23 protein-coding genes are annotated in these 23,544 nt (G+C 59.8%); 18 read left to right on the top strand and 5 right to left on the bottom strand.

Features of this window, described 5'->3' with window-relative positions; translation table 11 throughout:
* The first annotated feature begins 1 nt into the window (after nucleotide 1).
* Nucleotides 2-961, top strand: a complete 960-nt coding sequence (ftrA, locus tag J3P92_RS10060) for a transcriptional regulator FtrA (RefSeq protein WP_434650602.1) — start codon at nucleotides 2-4, stop codon at nucleotides 959-961.
* 37 nt (nucleotides 962-998) lie between these two features.
* On the opposite strand, the gene cobF is transcribed toward ftrA, so the two are convergent.
* Nucleotides 999-1,754 carry a precorrin-6A synthase (deacetylating) gene (gene cobF / locus J3P92_RS10055; RefSeq protein WP_434563393.1) on the bottom strand — a complete coding sequence of 252 codons (756 nt, stop codon included), beginning with the start codon at nucleotides 1,752-1,754 and terminating at the stop codon, nucleotides 999-1,001.
* Entirely contained in the window at nucleotides 1,751-2,317 is a 567-nt protein-coding gene (locus J3P92_RS10050) for a histidine phosphatase family protein (RefSeq protein ID WP_420764587.1), read from the bottom strand. Before J3P92_RS10050 ends, cobF begins: the two co-directional genes overlap by 4 nt.
* A 297-nt stretch (nucleotides 2,318-2,614) precedes the next feature.
* On the opposite strand from J3P92_RS10050, the gene J3P92_RS10045 reads away from it, so the two are divergent.
* The 8 genes from J3P92_RS10045 (at nucleotide 2,615) to J3P92_RS10010 (ending at nucleotide 8,663) form a co-directional block, all read left to right on the top strand.
* On the top strand, nucleotides 2,615-2,827 hold the full coding sequence (locus tag J3P92_RS10045; protein WP_434650600.1) for a hypothetical protein: 213 nt from the start codon (nucleotides 2,615-2,617) through the stop codon (nucleotides 2,825-2,827).
* Complete coding sequence (locus J3P92_RS10040) at nucleotides 2,811-3,563, top strand: N-formylglutamate amidohydrolase (protein ID WP_434610710.1); 753 nt, start codon at nucleotides 2,811-2,813, stop codon at nucleotides 3,561-3,563. The genes J3P92_RS10045 and J3P92_RS10040 overlap by 17 nt, the downstream gene beginning before the upstream one ends.
* Before the next feature lie 108 nt (nucleotides 3,564-3,671).
* A complete protein-coding gene (locus tag J3P92_RS10035) occupies nucleotides 3,672-4,688 on the top strand; it encodes an arginine N-succinyltransferase (protein WP_434650598.1) in 1,017 nt (338 codons plus the stop codon).
* 58 nt (nucleotides 4,689-4,746) lie between these two features.
* The gene (gene astA, locus J3P92_RS10030; protein WP_434563385.1) at nucleotides 4,747-5,781 is read left to right on the top strand and encodes an arginine N-succinyltransferase; all 1,035 of its coding nucleotides are present in this window, start codon (nucleotides 4,747-4,749) and stop codon (nucleotides 5,779-5,781) included.
* Between the two features lie 196 nt (nucleotides 5,782-5,977).
* Complete coding sequence (locus J3P92_RS10025) at nucleotides 5,978-6,751, top strand: hypothetical protein (protein WP_434650596.1); 774 nt, start codon at nucleotides 5,978-5,980, stop codon at nucleotides 6,749-6,751.
* The gene (locus tag J3P92_RS10020) at nucleotides 6,748-7,407 is read left to right on the top strand and encodes a transposase (protein ID WP_434650594.1); all 660 of its coding nucleotides are present in this window, start codon (nucleotides 6,748-6,750) and stop codon (nucleotides 7,405-7,407) included. The genes J3P92_RS10025 and J3P92_RS10020 overlap by 4 nt, the downstream gene beginning before the upstream one ends.
* Nucleotides 7,408-7,424: 17 nt before the next feature.
* On the top strand, nucleotides 7,425-7,610 hold the full coding sequence (locus J3P92_RS10015; RefSeq protein ID WP_420764594.1) for a hypothetical protein: 186 nt from the start codon (nucleotides 7,425-7,427) through the stop codon (nucleotides 7,608-7,610).
* A gap of 183 nt (nucleotides 7,611-7,793) precedes the next feature.
* Nucleotides 7,794-8,663, top strand: a complete 870-nt coding sequence (locus J3P92_RS10010; RefSeq protein WP_420764595.1) for an isocitrate lyase/PEP mutase family protein — start codon at nucleotides 7,794-7,796, stop codon at nucleotides 8,661-8,663.
* A gap of 139 nt (nucleotides 8,664-8,802) precedes the next feature.
* Here J3P92_RS10010 and J3P92_RS10005 read toward each other — a convergent pair whose 3' ends face one another.
* Complete coding sequence (locus J3P92_RS10005; protein WP_420764596.1) at nucleotides 8,803-10,032, bottom strand: acyl-CoA dehydrogenase; 1,230 nt, start codon at nucleotides 10,030-10,032, stop codon at nucleotides 8,803-8,805.
* A 177-nt stretch (nucleotides 10,033-10,209) separates the two neighbouring features.
* Between J3P92_RS10005 and J3P92_RS10000 the strand changes: the two genes are divergently transcribed.
* The 3 genes from J3P92_RS10000 to J3P92_RS09990 all read left to right on the top strand — a co-directional run bounded on the left by J3P92_RS10000 (nucleotide 10,210) and on the right by J3P92_RS09990 (nucleotide 12,694).
* Complete coding sequence (locus J3P92_RS10000; protein ID WP_420764597.1) at nucleotides 10,210-11,139, top strand: LysR family transcriptional regulator; 930 nt, start codon at nucleotides 10,210-10,212, stop codon at nucleotides 11,137-11,139.
* Nucleotides 11,140-11,321: 182 nt separating this feature from the next.
* Entirely contained in the window at nucleotides 11,322-11,723 is a 402-nt protein-coding gene (locus J3P92_RS09995) for a MerR family transcriptional regulator (RefSeq protein ID WP_420764598.1), read from the top strand.
* Nucleotides 11,724-11,794: 71 nt separating this feature from the next.
* Nucleotides 11,795-12,694, top strand: coding sequence for a hydroxymethylglutaryl-CoA lyase (locus tag J3P92_RS09990; protein WP_434563379.1), 900 nt, complete (start codon nucleotides 11,795-11,797; stop codon nucleotides 12,692-12,694).
* A gap of 590 nt (nucleotides 12,695-13,284) precedes the next feature.
* On the opposite strand, the gene J3P92_RS09985 is transcribed toward J3P92_RS09990, so the two are convergent.
* Nucleotides 13,285-14,982 (bottom strand): AMP-binding protein, encoded by a 1,698-nt coding sequence (locus J3P92_RS09985; RefSeq protein WP_434563377.1) that lies wholly within the window; start codon nucleotides 14,980-14,982, stop codon nucleotides 13,285-13,287.
* 187 nt (nucleotides 14,983-15,169) lie between these two features.
* Here J3P92_RS09985 and J3P92_RS09980 point away from each other — a divergent pair, with 187 nt between their 5' ends.
* From J3P92_RS09980 to J3P92_RS09965, 4 genes are read left to right on the top strand one after another with little or no spacing between them, the layout of a single operon-like run.
* On the top strand, nucleotides 15,170-16,333 hold the full coding sequence (locus tag J3P92_RS09980; RefSeq protein WP_434650592.1) for an isovaleryl-CoA dehydrogenase: 1,164 nt from the start codon (nucleotides 15,170-15,172) through the stop codon (nucleotides 16,331-16,333).
* Nucleotides 16,334-16,344: 11 nt separating this feature from the next.
* Nucleotides 16,345-17,952, top strand: coding sequence for a carboxyl transferase domain-containing protein (locus J3P92_RS09975; protein ID WP_434610695.1), 1,608 nt, complete (start codon nucleotides 16,345-16,347; stop codon nucleotides 17,950-17,952).
* A 14-nt stretch (nucleotides 17,953-17,966) separates the two neighbouring features.
* A complete protein-coding gene (locus J3P92_RS09970) occupies nucleotides 17,967-18,785 on the top strand; it encodes a gamma-carboxygeranoyl-CoA hydratase (RefSeq protein ID WP_434610692.1) in 819 nt (272 codons plus the stop codon).
* The gene (locus J3P92_RS09965) at nucleotides 18,782-20,731 is read left to right on the top strand and encodes an acetyl/propionyl/methylcrotonyl-CoA carboxylase subunit alpha (RefSeq protein ID WP_434650590.1); all 1,950 of its coding nucleotides are present in this window, start codon (nucleotides 18,782-18,784) and stop codon (nucleotides 20,729-20,731) included. The genes J3P92_RS09970 and J3P92_RS09965 overlap by 4 nt, the downstream gene beginning before the upstream one ends.
* A 30-nt stretch (nucleotides 20,732-20,761) precedes the next feature.
* Here the strand turns inward: J3P92_RS09965 and J3P92_RS09960 are convergent, their stop codons facing one another.
* Nucleotides 20,762-21,409: a LexA family protein gene (locus J3P92_RS09960; RefSeq protein WP_434563369.1), complete on the bottom strand. Its 648-nt coding sequence runs from the start codon at nucleotides 21,407-21,409 to the stop codon at nucleotides 20,762-20,764.
* A gap of 128 nt (nucleotides 21,410-21,537) precedes the next feature.
* Here J3P92_RS09960 and J3P92_RS09955 point away from each other — a divergent pair, with 128 nt between their 5' ends.
* The gene (locus J3P92_RS09955) at nucleotides 21,538-21,879 is read left to right on the top strand and encodes a DUF6124 family protein (RefSeq protein WP_434650588.1); all 342 of its coding nucleotides are present in this window, start codon (nucleotides 21,538-21,540) and stop codon (nucleotides 21,877-21,879) included.
* A 486-nt stretch (nucleotides 21,880-22,365) separates the two neighbouring features.
* The gene (locus tag J3P92_RS09950; RefSeq protein WP_420764607.1) at nucleotides 22,366-23,517 is read left to right on the top strand and encodes a M14 family metallopeptidase; all 1,152 of its coding nucleotides are present in this window, start codon (nucleotides 22,366-22,368) and stop codon (nucleotides 23,515-23,517) included.
* Nucleotides 23,518-23,544: the final 27 nt, after the last annotated feature.

Genomic DNA, 23,544 nt, shown 5'->3' with positions numbered 1-23,544 from the left:
AATGCATCCTACACCCGGCCTCGTCGCGATCCTTGCCTACGACGGCCTGTGCACGTTCGAGTTCGGCGTCGCCGTCGAGATATTCGGACTGGCACGGCCCGAGTTCGATTTCCCGTGGTATGAGCACCGCATCGTCGCCGTCGACGAAGGCCCGATGCGCGCCATGGGCGGCTTCCAGGTGCTGGCCGATGGCGGCATGGAACTGCTCGACAGCGCTCGTACGATTGTCGTGCCGGGCTGGCGCATTCGCAGCGGTCCGCCCTCCGATGCCCTGCTCCAGGCCCTGCGGCGAGCCCATGAACGCGGCGCCCGTTTGTTGTCGATCTGTTCAGGAGCGTTCGTGCTTGCCGCCACGGGGTTGCTCGACGGCCTGGGCGCCACGACTCATTGGCGCTACACCGACGAGCTCGCCGAGCGCTACCCCGCCATCGATGTGGATCCCGACGTTCTTTATGTCGATTCAGGCCAAGTGATCACGTCGGCTGGCAGCGCGGCAGGCATCGATGCGTGCCTGCACCTGGTTGCGCGGGATTTCGGAGCCCAGGTCGCCAACACCGTGGCACGCCGGCTGGTCATGCCGACGCAACGCACCGGCGGCCAGGCGCAATTCATTCCGTCGCCGGTCAGTCGCACACCGCGCAGCGACTTGTCCGGCGTCATGCAATGGGCCCGGGAGCGTCTCCACCAGCCGCTGGGTGTGCGCGAGCTGGCAAGCCACGCCGCCATGAGCGAACGAACCTTCCTGCGCCGCTTCACCCAGGCCTCTGGCCTTTCACCCAAGGCCTGGCTGCAACATGAACGCCTGGCTCGGGCGCGGGAACTGCTGGAGAGCACGAGCGACAACACCGACATCATTGCCCAACTCTGCGGCTACCGCTCGGTGGAAAGTTTCCGCGTGGCATTTCGTAGCGTGGTGGGGGTTGCGCCGTCGGTCTACCGAGAGCGGTTTGGGCGGGGATGAACCCAGCATGAGCTTCGCCCAGGTTTGCTCGCGACGCTCAGCGTCTGCGCAACAAGTACGTGTCCATGATCCAGCCATTGGCCTGCCGCGCCGCCTGGCGAGTGCGTTCGATGTCATCGGCCACGTCCCCCAGCCGGCCGGCGACCAGGATTTCGTCCGCCGTCCCTACATAGGCGCCCCAATAGATGTGCAGGTCCGGATCGCGTACCTGACGATACGCGTCCTGCGCATCGAGCATCACCACCACGCTCTCCGCGTCGCCGACCTGCCCCGCCGCCAACCGCCGGCCAGTGGTGATCTCCAGCGAACCGCCAATGGTATTCAATGACACTTTATGTCGCGCCGCGAGGGCCTGGACGCTGGTGATGCCAGGGATCACTTCGAACTCGAAAGCGCAGCGTCCCGAATCAAGGATCGCCTGGAGGATACGCAAGGTGCTGTCGTACAACGACGGGTCGCCCCACACCAGGAAACCGCCGCATTGTCCGTCCGATAACTGCTCATCGATCAGCCCTTCGAAAATGGCCTGCTTCGCCCGATTCAGCTCCGTGACAGTGCCCGCGTAGTCCGAATCGCCGCGCTCGCGCTCAGGACTGCTGGCTTCGACGAAACGGTAGGAATGGTCGGCGATATAGCGTCGACAGATCTCGCGGCGCAAGTCCAGCAACCCGTCCTTGGCAGGCCCCTTGTCCATCAGGAAAAACACATCCACCTGGTTCAAGGCCTTCACCGCCTGCATCGTCAAATGGTCCGGATCACCTGCACCGATGCCGATCACCAAGAGTTTTTTCATGGTCGTGACTCCAAGGCTCGCAAGCGCCAAACCCCGTTGAATCGCAGGTCAACGACGCCAAGGGGTTCGATATCGATCCGGTTGAACATGGCCGGTTGGCAGCCCAGCACGTTCATCATGGCGGCGCGGATCACGAACGGATGGGTAACGGCCAACCAACGACCCGGGGTCTTTTCCAGGGACGCCAGCCAGTCACCGACGCGCCGACACAATTGACTGACGGATTCACCGCCGTGGGGCGCGGCGTCCGGATCATCGCGCCACGCCTGGAGGTGCTGCGGTTCGGTCGCGAGCAACTCGTCGATCGACGCCCCCCGCCACCGTCCGAAATCACAATCGGCCAATGCCGGGGTCACCACGGGTGAGTCACCCAACAAGGCCGCCGTCTGGCGCGTCCTCAGTTCCGGCCCGCAGAGCAGATGCCGGACATGGTGGTATTGGCGACCGATCTCGGGGCGCTTCGCCAGCCAACCGGCATCCAGCGGTTCGTCCAGGCCCAAGCGAGCGCTTTTCTGAGCGGCGGTGCGGGCGTGGCACATCAAGGTCAGGCGGGTCGCTTGCACGGGGAATTCTCGGGCGGTTGGAGGGGATCAGTGACAGGGCAATGGCGCACTTTGTTGTACAGCACCTTATATGAACTCCAATAACGTTGGACAAAAAGGCGTTATGTCCGACACCGGCAGAAGCATTACCTGACATACAAAGGCACCTCAACCAAAGCCTTGCCCTACAAGGCTTACACATAAGTTCAGACTTTTTAAACGGAACGTAAAAACCTCTGGACACGTAGCACCCGCTACCCAAATACTATTTTCGAAATGATGAAAAAAACCCAACACCCATCCAGGCAAGGAGCACGGATGCCTCTCTCCAGAGACCAGACCAGCGATCCATGCCTGGTTTTGCCGCCATCGGAAAGCCAGGCCATAGATGCCCTGCGCAGTCGGGCATTGTTCGAAGCGTTGTCCAGCCCGCTGGTTGAAGCCTGTCCAGCCTTGAAGGCCCGGGAGCCGGCCTTGACCCAGGCGTCGCCATCTGCCGAGCCTTGTGAGCACTATGCGCGAACCCATTGAATGCGCCGAATCAGGTCTGTACACCAAGCCTGCTTTCAGATTGCTGCGGGAAGAGTCGGACCATCCGCTGCTGCTGGTCTGTGAACATGCCAGCCGATTCATCCCAGGCGCGCTCAATGACCTGGGGCTGGATGAGACGGCGGCCCAGGAACATATCGCCTGGGACATCGGTGCCCTGGCCTTGGCCGAGCGACTGTCCGAAACCCTTGGCGCGACCCTGCTGTCGGCCAACTACTCGCGACTGTTGATCGACCTGAACCGCCCATTGCACGTCCCCGACAGCATCCCGGCGCAAAGCGAGATCTACCAGATCCCCGGCAACCACTCGCTGGACGACGCCACGCGCGAATACCGCCAGCAGTGCCTGTTCCACCCTTTTCATGACCAACTGCGAACCCTGATCGACCGCCGCCTGGCTGACAACCGGGTCGTGCGGGTAGTGGGCATCCATAGTTTCACCCCGGTGTTCTACGGCCAGCCGCGCGCACTCGAGGCCGGCGTCCTGTTTGGCGAAGCCAGGGAATATGCCCAGCACATCGTCGAAGGGCTGGCCCGGCACTCGCTGCGGGTCGCCGGCAACCAGCCCTACAAGGTCAGCCCCTTGAGCGACATGACGGTTCCGGTACATGGCGACGGCCGCGGCCTGGATTCGGTGCTGATCGAAGTGCGCAACGACCAACTGCGCAGCCTCGAGTCGTTAAGGACCTGGAGCGCATACCTCGCTCCCCTGCTATAAACACGACGGTGTAGAGTTTTCAGCTGCAAAGCAACAACGCGTGGACAACGACAGTGATCGTCAAGCCCGGTGCCTATCAGCGGGTTCTTTGGAACAGGAGTGCAATCCATGCTGGCTTTACGTCCAGTTCAATTGACCGATTTGCCGCAACTGCAACAGCTGGCCCGCGATAGCCTGGTAGGCGTCACTTCGCTTCCCGACGACGTCGATCACCTGCGGGAAAAAATTCTCGCCTCGTGCGCCTCATTCGAGGCCGAAGTGCACACCCCGGGCGGGGAGAATTATTTTTTTGTTTTGCAGGAGCTGGAATCAGGTCGCCTCGTGGGCTGTTCGGAAATTGTCGCCACCACGGGTTGCGGCGAACCATTCTACAGCCTGCGCAACCGGCCGTTTTCCAGCGAATCCCGCGAGCTGAACATCCAGCACGGCGTACCCGCGCTGTCGCTCTGCCAGGACCTCAACGGTCAGACGCTGCTGCGCGGTTTCCACATCGACGCTGCACGGGTACGCACGCCGGAATCGGAGTTGCTTTCCCGGGCGCGGCTGATGTTCATCGGCGCCCACCCGCGGCGCTTTGCCGACTCGGTGATCACTGAGATCGTCGGTTTCAGCAGCGAGGATGGCCAGTCGCCCTTCTGGGACGCCGTCGGACAGCATTTTTTCGACCTGCCCTACACCGAGGCCGAACGTCTGTGCGGCTTGCGCAGCCGAACCTTCCTCGCAGAGCTGATGCCTCAATACCCGATCTATGTCCCGATGTTGCCCCCGGCGGCCCAGGCCTGCATTGGCCGGGTCCACCCGGACGGCCAGGAAGCCTTCGACATCCTCGAGCGCGAGGGTTTCGAAACCAACAACTACGTGGATATCTTCGACGGTGGCCCCACGCTGCACGCCCGGGTCGCGAACATCCGCTCGATCACCCAGAGTCACTTGGCTATCGCGCGCCAGAGCCGACACATCGACGCCACGGGTCGCTACCTGGTCAGCAACGATCGCCTGGGCCATTACCGAGCCATTGTCGCCGACCTGGAAGTCAACGGCGAAAGCCCTGTCCCATTGCAGCCCGATATGTTGCATGCGTTGGGCATTGCAGAGGGTGACCGGATCCGGGTGGTCCGCCTATGAGACGCCTTCGAGCCCGTCTATGGCAGCATCGCGCCCGGCATGATCAAGGAGCGACACCATGATTGTCCGCCCGGTCGCCCTGACCGACCTGCCTGCGTTGATGGACCTGGCGCGCTGCGCCGGCCCGGGGTTTACCAGCCTGCCGGCCAATGAAGAACGCCTGGCGCACCGAGTGCGCTGGGCCCAACGGACCTTCGCCGGGCAGGTGGAACGTGCCGATGCCGACTACCTGTTCGTGCTGGAGGACGACGACCGGCACGTGGTGGGTATCAGCGCGCTGACCGGTGCGGTGGGGGTGCGCGAGCCCTGGTACAACTACCGCGTGGGTGTGACCGTCAGCTCGGCGCCTGAATTGGGCATCCAGCGACAGATCCCGACGCTGTTCCTCAACAACGAAATGACCGGTCAATCGGAAATCTGCTCGCTGTTCCTTCATCCCCATCAGCGCCGTGGCCATAACGGGCGCTTGCTGTCCCTGGCGCGCCTGCTGTTCGTGGCCGAGTTTTCCCAGCTGTTTGGCGAAAAGCTGATTGCAGAATTGCGCGGTCGCGCGGACGACCAGGGCTGCTCGCCTTTCTGGGATAGCCTGGGACGACACTTCTTCAACAAGGACTTCAGCTACGCCGACCAGTTGGCTGGCATGGGCAACAAGGCCTTCATCGCCGAGCTGATGCCACGCCAACCGTTGTACACCTGCCTACTCACCGAGCAGGCCCAGGCAGCGATAGGCAAAGCGCATCCGGACACCGAACCCGCCTTGAAGATCCTCGGTGCCGAAGGCTTCGCCCACAAGGGATACGTGGACATCTTTGACGGCGGGCCGGTCATCGAGGCACCTGTCTCGAAGATCCGCAGCGTACGCGACAGCCAGCCACTGACCTTGACGATCGGCACGCCGGACGGGCAGGCGCCGGTGTGGCTGATCCACAACCGGCGCCTGGAAAGCTGCCGCGTCACCAGCGCCCGGGCCCACCTGCATGGTCAAAGCCTGCTCGTTGACCGCGCCACAGCCCAACGTCTGCAAGTGCAACCGGGCGACACGGTACGCGCCGTGACGTTGCTCAGGCCGCGGGAACAGGCCGAGGCGGCATAAATCCGCCGCCCTGTCCCGGCACTTTCCATTTACTCCTCGCGCAACGTGAGGATGTAACACTAAACAATAACAACCCTCTTTAACCAGAAAGCAACTCGATATTTCCCCGGCAATACTTGTCGACAATTAACAAGTTGCCTCCCACCCTGTCCAACTCCATACTTTCCAACACCGACCCACTGCAACGAAAACGATCATGATCAAAAATCTAATTACCGAGATAGTTTCGCCAACGGACATTGCGGAAACAATTAAATCATTGGACATGACCTCAGAAACAAGACAACTGGTTTCTCAACTTACCGCCGCACCCGACTTTGCCAGGGAGCAATTCCGGCGGGCAACAATCATGAACGCCACCAACCCGCATACGGGAACCGTGATACTGCACCAGACGAATATAGGCAATATAAGTGTTAAATCACCTACATTCGACTCAACTTCATCGCCACTGTACTCAGTGCCCGGCCACAGCATTCTGTTCGCGCTTGACCGCCCCTTCCAGGTCCAGCGATACACTTTGATGGAACAGTGTATCGAAAAGGCCGACAGCGTTATTGTTGACGAAAGAAACCCGCTGATCATCGACGGCCGTCATACATTATTCGACTACATCCAAACCGACCCCAAGCCAGCCAGACTTACAGGGCGAATCAATCTGCCAAACAGAGCGGCCGATATCAGCGTATTCGATCGTGTCACATTGAAAAAGATAGCGTGGTTGCCCCACGATGAAAGTGCCTCTCGTTATCTGGTCAGCCTGGAGCTGCTCGACACAATCCAAGACCTCGATGGCGTCAAGGTCGCGGAGGAATTGGTCTACCACTATCATCCCGCTGTGGTGTGGAAAGCCTTCCAGATACTCTACCGAGCGGACCGGCCCAAGGCGCTGGCATACGCTCCATTGCTGAAAAAACACAAAAGTGCGCGCCTGGACAGCTTGCTTCGTCCACTGGAGAAGGCCGCATGAAACTCGACACTTTCCTGGAGCGCATAAACACTTACGATCTGCAGCGTGACAAAGCCGATGTCATTGAAGACATGCGCCAGCTGGCGACGAATCGTTCTTTATTGAGTCACCATCTGCATGACGTAATACAGAGAGATGGTTTCGCCATCCGCAACAATATCTACAATGCCTATGCCTTTGTACTGCACAGCAACGATGAGTTTACCCTGCGCCTGGGATTCTGGGCACCCGTGGAAACACATGACGAGAGCAAGACTTTCATCTACAACCTGAACCACAATCATGACTTCGACATGTATGCGGTGGGCTATAGCGGAGATGGTTATACAACGGTTGTCCGCGAAATACTTGATGAACTTCCCTTACAAATGGGCAAGGTGCCCAGATTAGGTAAGGAACGAAGCGTAAAACTGGCGCCAGGCGAAGTTTTATACATGCCTGCATTTCGAGAGATCCACAGACAGATCGCGCCTCGGTCAATGTCTGCATCGTTGAGTCTGCTCATTCATCCTGAACACTCGATCAGACCGGACGAAGCCTGGTGTTTCGATGAAAACTATAAGCCGTTTTACCCCGGCGTAGCTGCGCAAGAGACAGCTTTATTCAAAGACACGCTGTCGTTGCTCAACCCCGGGCAGTCATTGGCTGCCCTATAACCAAAAGAGGAAAAAACATGGATAACCTGATGAACAACTGGGACCAAGCGCCTTTGCTGCGAGCCGGTACGGATGCGGTGGATACCGCTGTCCAATTGACGAACGAGAACGAAGTCTTCTGCACTATTCCCTTCTCGACCCGCTTCAACGTTGGAAACATTCACGAGATCAAGAAGATGTGGGGGGAAACGACCCTGTCCTGACATCGTTTAAGCTGTAGGCACTCGCCAGGCTACAAGCCTTCCGGTCTGTGGCCTTTTTTGGTGCACTGCAAAGCATGGCCCATGCACATTCGTCATCATCTTTGTGCCTGCCGCATGATAGCCTTTGGTTTTTCGGCGTTGACACTTTTGCTCAAGCCCTTCCATTCCATTGGTGGAACTTATATGTCCAGGCTTTCCCATCAAGATTTGCGTCGCAACTTCCGCCAATTGCTGGCTTCCGACACGTGCTACCACACTGCGTCCGTGTTCGACCCGATGTCAGCGCGCATAGCCGCAGACCTGGGATTCGAAGTGGGGATCCTCGGCGGCTCGGTCGCTTCATTGCAAGTGTTGGCCGCGCCGGATTTTGCCTTGATCACCCTCAGTGAATTTGCCGAACAGGCTACCCGCATCGGTCGCGTGGCCCAGCTGCCGGTGATCGCCGACGCTGACCACGGCTACGGCAACGCGCTGAACGTGATGCGCACGATCATCGAGCTCGAACGCGCCGGCATTGCCGCGCTGACGATCGAAGACACCCTGCTGCCCGCCCAGTTCGGCCGCAAGTCCACGGACCTCATCAGCGTGGCCGAAGGCGTCGGCAAGATCCGCGCCGCCCTGGAGGCCCGCGTCGATTCGGAGATGGCCATCATCGCCCGGACCAACGCGGGAATACTGCCGGTTCAGGAAATCATCAGCCGCACCCAACAATACGAACGTGCCGGCGCCGATGGGATCTGCATGGTCGGGGTACAGGACTTCGAGCATCTGGAAAAGATCAGCGAGAACCTGAACGTGCCGCTGATGCTGGTCACTTACGGCAACCCGCTGCTGCGTGACGACAAACGCCTGGCCGAGCTGGGTGTACGGATCACCATCGATGGCCACGGCGCCTATTTCGCCGCGATCAAGGCCACTTATGACAGCCTGCGGGAACAGCGCCAGATTTTTACCCAGGCGTCGGACCTGAGCGCCACCGAACTGACCCACACCTACACCCAGCCCGAGGAGTACATCCGTTGGGCCGAGGAATACATGAGCGTCAAGGAATAAGCTCATTCACCGTCCAGGAGACGGCCATCGCGAGCAAGCTCGCTCCCAAGGTGCTTGCGGTGAACGCCAATGCTGCGTTCATCCAACAAACTCAGTGGGAGCGAGCCTGTTCGCGATTACGTGTCAGTGTGAAGAAGCTTCAATGCCCGCTGCGCAACATCTCCTTGGGCACATACTTGCCGATCTCGAACTTGCCGATGGCGGCGCGGTGGACTTCATCCGGGCCGTCGGCCAGGCGCAACGTTCGCTGCATGGCATACATGTAGGCCAGCGGAAAGTCGTTGGAAACCCCAGCCCCGCCATGAATCTGGATCGCCCGGTCGATGACCTTCAGCGCCACGTTCGGCGCAACGACCTTGATCTGGGCGATTTCGCTCTTGGCCACTTTGTTGCCGACCGTGTCCATCATATAGGCCGCCTTCAACGTCAGCAGGCGAGCCATGTCGATCTCCATCCGCGAATCGGCGATCTTGTCGATGTTGCCACCCAGGCGCGCCAGTGGCTTGCCGAAGGCGGTGCGACTGATGGCCCGCTGACACATCAATTCCAATGCGCGCTCCGCCATGCCGATGGAGCGCATGCAGTGATGAATCCGGCCCGGGCCGAGGCGGCCCTGGGCAATTTCGAAACCGCGGCCCTCGCCTAGCAGGACGTTTTCGTACGGCACCCGCACGTTGTCGAACAGCACTTCGGCGTGGCCATGGGGCGCGTCGTCGTAACCGAACACCGGTAGTGGCCGGACGATCTTGACCCCGGGCGTGTCCACCGGCACCAGGATCATCGAATGCTGGGCGTGACGAGGTGCATCGGGATTGCTCAGGCCCATGAAGATCAGGATCTTGCAGCGCGGGTCGCAGGCGCCTGAGGTCCACCACTTTTTACCGTTGATGACCCACTGGTCGCCATCGCGCTCGGCACGGGCGGCCATGTTGGTGGCATCCGACGAAGCGACGTCCGGTTCAGTCATGGCGAAGGCCGAGCGAATCTCTCCCCGCAGCAACGGTTCCAGCCAGCGCTGCTTTTGTTCTTCATTGGCGTAACGCACCAGCACTTCCATGTTGCCGGTGTCCGGCGCCGAGCAGTTGAACGGCTCCGGCCCCAGCAGCGAGCGCCCCATGATCTCCGCCAGCGGCGCATATTCAAGGTTGGTCAAGCCTGCGCCCAGTTCGGATTCCGGCAGGAACAGATTCCACAGCCCTTCGGCCCGGGCCTTGGCCTTCAGCTCCTCCATGATCGCGGTGGGTTGCCAACGGTCACCTTCGGCTACTTGTCGTTCGAATACCGCTTCGGCCGGGTAGACATGCGCATCCATGAACGCCGTAACGCGTTCACGCAGCTCCTGAACCTTGGGGGAATAGGCAAAATCCATGGGCAGCACCTTCTTGGCAGAGGTTGTTTTTAGGTCATGGAATCGATGCTAGTTGAGCTACGAAAATTTACCTAACCTATTCTCGGCGTGTATTAACATTCATCACCGATATATGGTTCACTGATTTGCATTGCCACCCGGCACCTCATACAAGCCCAAGAATAAGAGTGCAGCGCCATGAATCTGAGCAAGGTCGACCTCAACCTTTTCATTGTCTTCGATGCGATCTACACCGAAGCCAACCTGACCCGTGCCGGGCAGATCGTCGGCATCACTCAGCCGGCCGTGTCCAATGCCCTGGCGCGTTTGCGCGAGACCTTCAATGATCCGCTGTTCGTGCGCACCGCCCAGGGCATGGTGCCTACACCGATGGCCCAGAATATTATCGGGCCGGTGCGCAACGCCCTGTCGCTGCTGCGGGTATCGGTACAGGAAAGTCGGATCTTCAACCCACTGCAAGCCGTCAAGACCTACCGCATCAGCATGACCGACCTCACCGAGGGCGTGATCCTGCCGCCACTGTTCCAGCGCCTGCGTCGCCTGGCGCCGACCGTGGCTATCGAGAGTTTCCTGTCCAAGCGCCGGGAAACCACCAAGGAGCTGGCCGCCGGACGCCTGGACTTCGCGGTGGACGCCCCGCTCAACACCGACCCACAAGTACGCCACGTCAAGCTGATGGAGGACCGTTACGTCTGCGCCATGCGCAAGGGCCATCCGCTGGCGAACAAGGAAAAACTCAGCCTCGACGATTACCTGGCCCAGACCCACGTGCATATTTCCAGTCGCCGCAACGGCCTGGGTTACGTGGACCTGGCCCTCGGCAAAATGGGCATACAGCGCAAGATTGCCCTGCGTTCGCAGCATTATCTGATGGCGTCCCAGGTGCTCCAGCAGACCGATATGGTCATGACTGTTCCGGAGCGCTTCACACGCCGCCATGACCTGCATGCGGTCCACGTGCCCGTCAACGATGTGCCGCCAGTGGAAACCCATCTCTACTGGCACGAAAGCACCGACCAGGACCCGGCCAATCGTTGGATGCGCGAGCAGATCATCGAACTGTGCCAACAGGTGACGGCCCATGAGAAGAAGCTCGATAAGGTTTAGCCTGTCCAATGTGGGAGCGAGCCTGCTCGCGATAGCGTCGGATCAGTCACTATTCATATTGGCTGGACTACCGCTTTCGCGAGCAGGCTCGCTCCCACAGGTTTCGTCGACAGCTCATTGCTTGACGTGAACGTCAACCTGGAATTAGCTTAGCGCCAACTCCTATCATTTCGAGCGCTTCCATGAGCAGCCTGACCTACAGCATCTCCGATCTCGCCCGCGAGTTGGATATCACCACTCGAGCCATCCGCTTCTATGAAGAACAGGGTCTTTTGCGTCCGGAGCGCCGAGGCCAGGAACGTGTTTACTCGCCACGGGACAAAGTCAGCCTGAAACTGATCCTGCGGGGCAAACGCATTGGGTTTTCCCTCGCTGAATGCCGTGAGCTGATCGAGCTGTACGACCCCACCAGCGGCAATCAGAAACAGTTACACAGCATGCTGGCGAAAATTGCCGAGCGTCGTGAGCAACTCGAACAGCAGCTGTTGGACATCGAACAGATGAAACTGGAACTCGACACCGCCGAGGAACGTTGCATCCAGGCGCTGGAACAGACGCTCAAGGGCGAGGAAACCGTCCAGTAACACAGCAGTTATCCAGTGGGAGCGAGCAAGCTCGCTTCCACACCGAGCCCATTCACCACAGGTCAATCCCCATGTCCCTGCCCTCTTTTGTACGCCTGATCGAAGTCGGCCCCCGCGACGGGCTGCAGAATGAATCGCAACCCATCAGCGTCACCGACAAGGTGCGCCTGGTGGATGCCTTGAGCGCCGCGGGCCTCGGTTACATCGAGGTTGGCAGTTTTGTCTCGCCCAAATGGGTGCCGCAAATGGCCGGCTCGGCCGAGGTGTTCGCGCAGATTCAGCGCAAGCCCGGTGTGACCTACGGCGCGTTGGCGCCGAACCTGCGGGGGTTCGAGGACGCGCTGGCGGCAGGCGTCAAGGAGGTTGCGGTGTTCGCGGCGGCATCCGAAGCATTTTCCCAACGCAACATCAATTGCTCCATCAAGGAAAGCCTGGAACGTTTCGCCCCGATCATGGAGGCAGCACAGCGCAACGGTGTCAACGTACGCGGGTACGTGTCGTGTGTGCTGGGCTGTCCTTATGAAGGCGCGGTCGAACCCGAGCAAGTGGCCTGGGTCGCCCGGGAGCTGTACGACATGGGCTGCTACGAGGTTTCCCTCGGCGACACCATCGGGACGGGCACCGCCGGCGCCACACGCAGGATGTTTGAAGTGGTTTCGGGTGACGTTCCCCGGGAAAAACTCGCGGGACACTTCCATGACACCTATGGCCAGGCAATGGCCAACGTCTACGCCAGCCTTCTGGAAGGTATCGCCGTGTTCGACAGTTCCATTTCCGGCTTGGGCGGCTGTCCCTATGCCAAGGGCGCCAGCGGTAACGTCGCCACCGAGGACGTGCTTTACCTGCTCAAGGGGCTGGGTATCGAAACCGGTATCGACCTGGACGCACTGATTGCCGCGGGCCAGCAGATTTGTGACGTGCTGGGCCGCCCCACCGGTTCGCGTGTTGCAAAGGCGCGGCTGGCGCAGTGAGGTGTTACCGCCCTCGTCTGTAACGGGGGTGAAACGAGTAACACGGAAACAATTTGTCTGGGATTGGCCGTCCTGATTTTTTCGAGAAAATCACAAGTCATTGTTCTATATAGATTTTTAAAAGTTGGCACGCCACCTGCTATATCTCCTGCACAACAAGAATAAAAAAAAGCGACAAACCCAATAAAAACAAGACGAAACGACTCTGGCATAACAAAAACAACACGGCAGAGACGCAGCTAACAGATTTTTTTGGAGAAGATGTGCTTTTCAGGGTGCTTTCAGGAGCAACCCGCAACCGGGCAGAGAACAATAAAACTACCTTCAGGTAGCGCCCGAATCGGTTGGATCGCCAGGCGAAAAAGCAGATCAGCGCTCAAAAAAATACGTTTGCTCTTGATCCCGGATGGGGATCGCCAAAAACAGCGGTAAAGGGTCACGGCTGCCAAAAACAACAACAGGCCGCCCCTCAATAATAAAAAAAGAGCACGCGACGACAAAATTAAAGGGGAGCTTCGGCTCCCCTTTGTGCTGTCTGGCGTTTGGGTTTTCCTGCGGGAGCGAGCAAGCTCGCCCCACAGGGAAGTTACTCAGCCATTGCTGTCGCTCAGTTCTTCGATGCTGATTTCCCGCATGCGAAATTTCTGGATCTTGCCCGTGACCGTCATGGGGAATTCTTCGACGAACTTGAAATGCCGCGGCGTCTTGAAGTGAGCAATTCGCTCCTTGCACCACGCTTGCAGCTCTTGCTCGGAGGCGCTGTGCCCGGGGTGGAACTTGATCCAGGCTACGATCTCTTCGCCATAACGCGAGCAAGGTATGCCAATCACTTGTACGTCGGCCACTGCGGGATGAGTGAAAAAGAATTCTTCCAACTCCCGAGGATAAACATTCTCTCCACCACGGATGATCATGTCCTTGTTGCGCCCGACGATACGCACGTAACCCTGCCCGTCCATGATCGCCAGGTCGCCGGTGTGCATCCAGCCTTGCGAGTCGATGGCTTCGGCACTGCCCTTGGGATTATTCCAGTAGCCGAGCATCACGCTGTAGCCTCGCGTACACAACTCGCCGATGGTGCCGCGAGGGACGATTTCCCCCGCCTGGTCGATGATCTTGCTTTCCAGTTGCGGCTGAGTGCGGCCGACGGTAGTGACGCGTAATTCCAATTCATCTGTAGGACCAGTCTGCAACGACACCGGACTGGTTTCCGTCATGCCGTAGGCAATTTGCACCTCAGCCATGTGCATTTCGTTGATGACTCGCCGCATCACCTCGATGGGGCACGTAGCGCCGGCCATGATCCCGGTACGCAGGCTGGACAGGTCGAAATCCCCCCGTTGCGGCTGGTCCAGCATGGCAATGAACATGGTGGGCACACCATACAACGCGGTGGCTTTTTCCTCGGCCACGGTGCGCAGGGTCAGCAACGGATCGAACGCGTCGTTGGGGTAGATCATGGTGCTGGCGTGCGTCACGCAACCCAGGTTGCCCATGACCATGCCGAAACAGTGATACAACGGCACTGGGATCACCAAGCGATCGCCAGCGCTCAGGCCGAGGCTTTCACCCACCATGTAGCCGTTGTTGAGAATATTGTGATGACTAAGGGTCGCCCCCTTGGGAAACCCGGTGGTCCCGGAGGTGTACTGGATATTCACGGGCTGATCGAAACGCAGGCTGGCCTGGCGCTCGGCCAGTTGCCCTGGCGACACCGAGGCACCCAGGGCCGTCAACTGCGACCAAGGCAGGAAGCCTGAGGGTGGCTGCGGATCGAGGCTGATCACACCGCGCAGATCCGCAAGGCGCTCGCTGTGCAAATGCCCGATAGGTTGCTCTGCCAGTTCCGGCGCCAATGCTTGCAACATGGCATGGTAATCCGAGGTCTTGAATGACCCCGCGCACACCAGCCACTGGCAGCCGGACTGCTTGAGTACGTACTCCAGTTCGGAGGCACGATACGCCGGGTTGATATTGACGAGAATCACGCCGATCTTCGCACTGGCGAACTGACTCACGCACCACTGCGCACAGTTGGGCGCCCATATGCCCAGGCGATCGCCTGTCTTCAACCCCAACGCCAAAAAAGCCCGTGCGTGTAAGTCGACCACTTCGGCCAGTTCGTGCCACTTGTAGCGCAGCGACTGGTGACGAACCACCAGTGCTTCGCCATCAGGGCATCGAGCCACGGTCTGGTCGAATGCTTGGCCAATGGTCTGCTCCAACAAGGACTTGGCTTGGCTCCCTCGGGTGTAGCTCGATTGCGCTTGCGAACCGGGTTGATCCATGACGACCCCTCTTGTCTTTATTCGGTGGGTGTATCGGCAATTTCCGTAGGAAAGCGGCCTTACTCTCGCCCAAGTTGACGTTAACGTAAAGAGCGATTGACAGCCATCCGTCACAAGCTTACGTTAACGTAAAGGTGAGAGCAGTCCTGCTACTTTCCGCACCCGACAAAAAAACAAAAGGTGTCCCATGAGCTACCCATCCCTGAATTTTGCCCTTGGCGAAACCATCGATATGTTGCGCGACCAGGTCCAGTCCTTCGTCAAGGCCGAGCTGGCGCCTAGGGCAGCCCAGATCGACATCGACAATCTGTTCCCTGCCGACATGTGGCGCAAATTCGGCGACATGGGCCTGCTGGGCATCACTGTGCCGGAAGAATACGGCGGTGCCGGCCTGGGCTATCTGGCCCACGTGGTCGCCATGGAGGAAATCAGCCGCGGCTCGGCCTCGGTCGCCCTTTCCTACGGCGCCCACTCCAACCTGTGCGTCAATCAAATCAACCGCAACGGCACCCATGAGCAAAAGAGCAAGTACCTGCCCAAGCTCATCAGTGGCGAACATGTCGGCGCCCTCGCCATGAGCGAACCGAATGCCGGCTCCGACGTGGTTTCCATGAAACTGCGCGCCGAAAAACGTGGCGACCGCTTTGTGCTCAACGGCAGCAAGACCTGGATCACCAACGGGCCCGATGCCAACACCTACGTCATTTACGCCAAGACTGACCTGGAAAAAGGCCCTCATGGCATCACTGCGCTCATCGTCGAACGCGATTGGAAAGGCTTCAGCCGCAGCAACAAATTCGACAAACTCGGCATGCGCGGCTCCAACACATGCGAGTTGTTTTTCGATGACGTCGAAGTGCCCGAGGAAAATATCCTCGGCGTGCTCAATGGTGGCGTGAAAGTTTTGATGAGCGGCCTCGACTATGAGCGCGTGGTCTTGTCCGGTGGCCCGACCGGCATCATGCAGGCGTGCATGGACCTGATCGTTCCGTACATCCACGACCGCAAGCAGTTCGGCCAGAGCATCGGCGAATTTCAGTTGATCCAAGGCAAGGTCGCCGACATGTACACCCAGCTCAACGCCAGCCGCGCCTATCTGTACGCAGTGGCCCAGGCGTGCGAGCGCGGCGAAACCACCCGCAAGGACGCCGCCGGGGTGATCCTCTACAGCGCCGAGCGCGCCACGCAGATGGCCCTCGATGCCATCCAGATATTGGGCGGCAACGGCTACATCAATGAATTCCCGGCTGGTCGTCTTCTGCGTGACGCCAAGCTGTACGAAATCGGCGCGGGCACCAGTGAGATTCGTCGGATGTTGATTGGCCGCGAACTGTTCAACGAAACCCGCTAACGGAGCTGACCATGGCCACGCTGCACACCCAGCTCCACACCCGCTCGCCCGAGTTCATCGCCAACCGCGACGCGATGCTTGGACAGGTCGAGGCTTTGCGCACCTTGCTCACACACATCCAGCAAGGCGGCGGGCCCAAGGCCCAGGAGCGGCACACGTCCCGGGGCAAATTGCTCCCGCGCGAACGCATCAATCGCTTGCTGGATCCAGGCTCGCCCTTTTTGGAAATCAGCCCGCTGGCGGCTTACGAAGTCTACGGGGAAGACGTGCCGGCGGCCGGCGTGATCGCCGGCATCGGTCGCGTGGAAGGCGTCGAGTGCATGATTGTCGCTAACGACGCGACGGTCAAAGGCGGTTCGTATTATCCGCTGACGGTGAAAAAACACCTGCGGGCCCAGACCATCGCCCAACAGAACCGCCTGCCCTGCATTTACCTGGTGGATTCCGGCGGTGCGAACCTGCCACGCCAGGATGAAGTGTTCCCCGACCGCGAGCATTTCGGCCGCATTTTCTTCAACCAGGCCAACATGAGTGCCCAGGGCATCCCGCAGATTGCCGTGGTCATGGGCTCCTGCACCGCCGGCGGCGCCTATGTGCCGGCGATGGCGGACGAGGCGATCATGGTCCGCCAGCAGGCGACGATCTTCCTCGCCGGCCCGCCCCTGGTAAAAGCCGCTACCGGCGAAGTGGTCAGCGCCGAAGACCTGGGTGGTGCCGATGTGCACTGCAAGATTTCCGGGGTGGCCGACCATTACGCCGACAGCGACGAGCACGCCCTCGCATTGGCACGTCGCAGCGTGGCCAACCTCAATTGGCGCAAGCTTGGCGATGTGCAGCAACGCGCACCCATCGCCCCGCTGTATTCGAGTGACGAGCTTTATGGTGTGGTCTCGGCCGATGCCAAGCAGCCGTTCGATGTGCGGGAGGTCATTGCGCGGCTTGTCGATGGTTCGGTGTTCGACGAATTCAAGGCGCTGTTCGGAACGACCCTGGTGTGCGGCTTCGCGCATTTGCACGGTTATCCAATCGCCATCCTCGCCAATAACGGCATTCTGTTCGCCGAGGCCGCGCAGAAAGGCGCGCATTTCATCGAACTGGCCTGCCAGCGCGGGATTCCCCTGTTGTTCCTGCAAAACATCACGGGCTTTATGGTCGGCCAGAAATACGAAGCCGGCGGCATCGCCAAGCACGGCGCGAAACTGGTGACCGCCGTGGCCTGCGCCCGGGTACCGAAGTTCACCGTAATCATCGGTGGCAGTTTCGGCGCGGGGAACTATGGCATGTGCGGCCGCGCCTATGACCCGCGGTTCCTGTGGATGTGGCCCAATGCCCGGATCGGCGTGATGGGTGCCGAGCAAGCCGCCGGCGTGCTCGTGCAAGTCAAGCGCGAACAGGCCGAACGCAGCGGCCAGCCCTTCAGCGCCAGCCAGGAAGCCGAGATCAAGCAACCGATTCTCGATCAATACGAAGAACAGGGGCACCCCTATTATTCCAGCGCGCGGCTGTGGGACGACGGCGTCATCGACCCGGCGCAGACCCGCGATGTGCTGGGGCTGGCCCTGTCCGCGTCGCTGAACGCGCCCATCGAACCGAGCCGCTTCGGCGTGTTCAGGATGTAACCGGGAAAACGCCCATGACTCAGTACAGCACGCTCGAATTGCAAACCGACCCGCGCGGCTTCGCCATCCTGTGGCTCAGCCGCGAATCAAAAAACAACGCGTTCAACGCCGAGATGATCCGAGAGCTGATTCTCGCTCTGGACCAGGTCGGCAGCGACCCGAACCTGCGCTTCCTGTTGCTCCGTGGCCGGGGCAAACACTTCAGCGCCGGCGCCGACTTGGCCTGGATGCAACAGTCCGCCGAACTCGATTACCACACCAACCTGGACGACGCCCGGGAACTGGCGGAGCTGATGTACAACCTCGCCAAGTTGAAGATTCCAACGTTGGCGGTGGTTCAGGGAGCCGCGTTTGGCGGCGCGCTGGGGCTGATCAGCGCCTGCGACATGGCCATCGGCGCCGACGAAGCGCAATTTTGTCTGTCAGAGGTGCGCATCGGCCTGGCACCGGCAGTGATCAGTCCATTCGTGGTGCAAGCCATCGGCGAACGGGCGGCGCGGCGTTACGCCCTGACCGCCGAACGCTTCGGCGGACAACGTGCGAAAGAGATCGGCTTGCTGTCGGAAAGTTACCCCGCCGAGACGTTGGACGATCAGCTCGGGCAATGGATCAACAACCTGTTGCTCAACAGTCCAGCGGCCATGCGCGCCAGCAAGGAACTGCTGCGTGAAGTCGGCAACGGTGCGCTCACGCCGGCGCTGCGCCGCTACACCGAAAACGCCATCGCCCGGATACGTGTCAGCCCTGAAGGTCAGGAGGGCTTGCGAGCTTTCCTGCAAAAACGCCCGCCCAGTTGGCAAGCCGAGTCGAACAACAAGGAGCCGCGTCAATGAGCGCCCCTATCCTCAATACGCTACTGGTCGCCAATCGAGGTGAAATCGCCTGCCGGGTCATGCGCACAGCCAAGGCCATGGGCCTGGCTACCGTCGCGGTGCACAGCGCCACCGACCGTGACGCGCGCCATTGCCGTGAAGCCGATATCCGCGTCGACCTGGGCGGTAGCAAGGCCGCCGACAGCTACCTGCAAATCGACAAACTGATCGCCGCAGCCCTTGCCAGCGGCGCCCAGGCCATCCATCCCGGCTACGGTTTTCTTTCTGAGAATGCCGGCTTCGCCAGGGCCATTGAAAAAGCCGGGCTGATCTTCCTGGGCCCACCCGCCTCGGCCATCGACGCCATGGGCAGCAAGTCCGCCGCCAAGGCCTTGATGGAAACCGCCGGCGTGCCGCTGGTGCCTGGCTATCACGGTGAAGCCCAGGATCTGGAAACCTTCCGCGCCGCCGCCGAGCGAATCGGCTACCCGGTTCTGCTCAAAGCAACGGCGGGTGGCGGCGGTAAGGGCATGAAGGTCGTGGAAGACGTCAGCCAACTGGCCGAAGCACTGGCATCGGCGCAGCGCGAGGCGCAATCATCGTTCGGCGACGCGCGCATGCTGGTGGAAAAATACCTGCTCAAGCCGCGCCACGTGGAAATTCAGGTATTCGCCGACCAACACGGTCACTGCCTGTACCTCAACGAGCGCGATTGCTCGATCCAGCGCCGGCACCAAAAAGTTGTCGAAGAGGCTCCCGCTCCGGGTCTGAGCCCGGAGCTGCGCCGGGCAATGGGCGAGGCCGCGGTGCGCGCCGCCCAGGCCATCGGTTATGTCGGCGCGGGCACGGTGGAGTTCCTGCTGGATTCGCGGGGCGAGTTCTTCTTCATGGAGATGAACACCCGGCTGCAGGTCGAGCATCCGGTCACCGAAGCGATTACCGGCCTCGATCTGGTGGCCTGGCAGATCCGCGTGGCCCAAGGCGAACCGCTGCCGATTACCCAGGAACAAGTTCCGTTGCGGGGCCATGCCATCGAAGTACGGCTTTATGCCGAAGACCCGGCCAATGATTTCCTCCCCGCCACCGGACGCCTGGCGTTATACCGTGAATCCGCGGGGGGCGAAGGTCGACGGGTCGACAGCGGCGTAGAAGAAGGTGACGAGATTTCTTCGTTCTACGACCCGATGCTCGGCAAGCTGATCGCCTGGGGCGAAAACCGTGAGCAGGCCCGTCTACGGTTGCTCGCGATGCTGGATGAGTTCGCCATCGGTGGCCTGAGAACCAACATCGGTTTTCTGCGGCGCATCGTCGGCCACCCGGCCTTTGCAGCGGCGCAACTCGATACCGGATTTATCCCACGCTACCAAGCGCAACTACTGCCCGAACCTGGCGAATTGGACGACGAGTTCTGGTACGCGGCGGCCCTTGCCTTTGCCTTGGGCATGACGCCTCGCGTCCGCGTGGATGACCTCAATTCCCCCTGGGCCGAGAGCACTGGGTTGCGCCTGGGGCTGCCAGGGGAAACCACCCTGCATCTGGTCTGTGGTGGCCAGGATCGGGCGATAACGGTGGACGTTACCGCCCGCAGCGCCGAGCTCAAGGGGGAGCACCTGGTCATCGAGCGTAACGGCCTGCGTCGCAGCCATCGGGCTGTTCGCCAGGGCGACAGCCTTTATCTGCAATGGGCGGGCGATTTGCATCGCGTCGATGTCTACGACCCGTTAGCCGCCGCCGAGGCCAGCCACGGCCATCAGGGCGGCTTGGTCGCACCTATGAATGGCAGCATCGTGCGGGTGCTGGTGAGTGTCGGGCAACCAGTGGAAGCCGGCGCGCAGTTGGTGGTGCTGGAAGCCATGAAGATGGAGCACAGCATCCGTGCACCCAAGGCGGGCGTGATCAAGGCGTTGTATTGCCAGGAAGGTGAGATGGTCAGCGAGGGCAGCGCGCTGGTGGCATTGGAAGAATAGGTATCGGCCCGTTTGCCGGGCCGATCCAGTTCAGAACCTGATGGTTGCCTGTACGACCACGCCGATGATGCGGCAATGCTCTGTGTATAGATTTTTCGGGTAAGTGGGATTGAGCGGGACCAGGTAACGCTGGCCGCTCTCTTCGATCAGTTTGCGGAAGGTCGCATCGCTGCTGCCGGGCAGTTTCGCCACCACCAGTTTGCCGGGCACGGCCTCGATCGCCGGATCAACCAGGATCGACATGCCCTCAGGGATGCTCAGCCCGCTTGGCGCAGTCATCGCGTCGCCTACCACCACCAGCCAGAAAGCGTCTCCCTGGGCATGGTAGTCCGTCAGCTCGTAGCGCGGCTGCCCGTACCCGACCAGATCACCCTCGTGAACCGCGCCGATGTCGTGCCAGTCATTGACCGGGTAGCGGAAGTACGGGTTGTACTTCTGCGCCAGCGCCATGCCCTCGTCAGTGGAGGTGTCCGGTTCGCGGATCACCATTGCCACTTCCAGGAACTCGAGTCCGAGCTCCTGAAGCACCCGATTCATGTCTTCAAGACTGGGCTGCCGGCGCTTGGTCAGCCAATGGCCGACACCACCCTGGGACATCCCCAAACGCTCTGCGAGCACCACTTGCGTGATGTGCAGCTCCTTCATCTTGGCCTTGACCAACTCTATCCATTTATCCATGAACGGCACGATACGTGGATGACCACGCCCATCAAAACACAAATTGTAGTATTTAAATCGTCGTCACAATTACGAAGCGTACTAAGCTGGATCCAGGATTTCACACCAACACGGAGAAACTCGACACCATGGACAAGCCCAACAAAGACGAGCCCACAACCCCTTCAGAAAGCCCATTTCCCTCGCTTCAGGATTGCCCTGCGGCGAAGCGCGCCTTGGACTATTACTTGAAACCAGGTATTGCGCACGCCCAAGCAGAACATCGCTTCTTCGACGTGAACCGCAACATCAGCGGTGAGGAAGCCCTGGTTCACGCCTGCGAACTGCTGCGCTGCGCGGCCGCTACCGCCCAGGAGTCTGCCACTCGACTCAGCGGCCCGAGCCGCGACCTGGCATTTTCGGTGGTGCATATGATCGACTTGGTCAAGGTCATGATCGACCGGTCGCTGGACGGTTACCCTACTCGCTAGGCGTAACGCTGGAAAAGGCGGCTGCAGAACCACATGGGAAATAATTTCCAATGGGCCCAATAAAAACATTTGACTTGCAAATGATAATGATTATTATTGCATCAGCTGGTCGCGAGATCAGTCGATAGGCCAGAAGACCTTAGGTCGGACTTCTGGATTATCTCCTCATCAGGCTAATCACGGTTTTTGACCCGGCTTTTTGCCGGGTCTTTTTTTGCCGATTTTCGGCTTATGGCTTCAGGCTAATGAAGTCTTTGGGTGTCGCTAATTCGGTGCTGGGGATGATAGCAAATGCACATTCGTTTACAAAAGCCCCTGCGTTGCACCGGTTCGAATGATCGACAGGCAGCACTTGAGAATCGATCAGGGACTCTCTAATCTGCAAATGCGTCCAGGGAGGACGCCCCCTTCCCCAACAACAATTCGTCCCGGTTTTCTCCTTCTTTGCGTGTAAAGTAACGGCCATGAAAATCCTGGGCAGGAATCGTGACCGTGGCTAAATCGTCCTTTGATATCAACGCCAATTTCGACAGCGGCAACATCGAAGTGGTGGACATCGGCAACCCGTTGCAATCATTGCTGAAAATCAGACCTGATACCCGTAGCGGCCATTTCCAGTGGTTTCACTTCAAGGCCAGCGGGTTGCACGTCGGCCAGGAATATTCCTTCCGCCTGCTCAATGCCAGCCAATCCTCCTACAACAAAGCGTGGACCGGTTATCAAGCCGTTGCTTCCTATGACCACGTCAACTGGTTCCGTATTCCTACGCAATTTGAAGGCGATGCGCTGCGCTTCCACCTGGAGGCCGAGCAACCTCACGCCTGGTTCGCCTATTTCGAACCTTACAGCCGCGGCCGCCACGATTGGCTGATCGAACAAGCGCAGCACAAGGCTGGCACCGAACTGCTGGCGACCGGCAAGAGCGTCGAGGGTCGCGATATTCAATTGCTGCGCAAGGGCAGCGGTGCCGAAGGACGGCGCAAAATCTGGATCATTGCGCAGCAACATCCCGGTGAGCACATGGCCGAGTGGTTCATGGAAGGCATCATCGAACGCCTCCAGCACCATGACGATGCCCAACTGAACCGGCTGCTTGCCAAGGCCGACCTGTACCTGGTGCCCAACATGAACCCCGATGGCGCGTTTCATGGCCATCTGCGCACCAACGCGATGGGCCAGGACTTGAATCGGGCTTGGCAGAACGCCAGCCCGGAAATCAGCCCCGAGGTATTTTTCGTACAACAGCAAATGGAAAAGTATGGCGTTGATCTGTTTCTGGACGCCCATGGCGACGAAGAAATCCCTCACGTCTTCACCGCTGGCTGCGAAGGTAACCCCGGCTACACACCGCGCATCGCCGGGCTCGAAGAACGTTTCCGCAGCCATCTCAAACGCCAGACCAAGGATTTCCAAACCGCCCACGGTTACACCCGCGACGAACCCGGCCAGGCCAACATGACGCTGGCTTGCAACGCGGTCGGCCAGAAATACGACTGCCTGTCGCTGACCCTGGAGATGCCTTTCAAGGACCACGACGACCATCCGAACCCGCACACCGGCTGGTCCGGCAAACGCTCCATGCAACTGGGCAAGGACGTGCTAAGCACCCTCGAGTCCATGGTCGACGAGCTGCGCTGAGGTCCCTTTAGCGCCGTTCCCCTGTGG

This window comes from Pseudomonas sp. D3-27, from assembly GCF_051132165.1.
Lineage (GTDB): Bacteria > Pseudomonadota > Gammaproteobacteria > Pseudomonadales > Pseudomonadaceae > Aquipseudomonas.
This window is presented reverse-complemented; position numbering and strand designations above follow the sequence as displayed.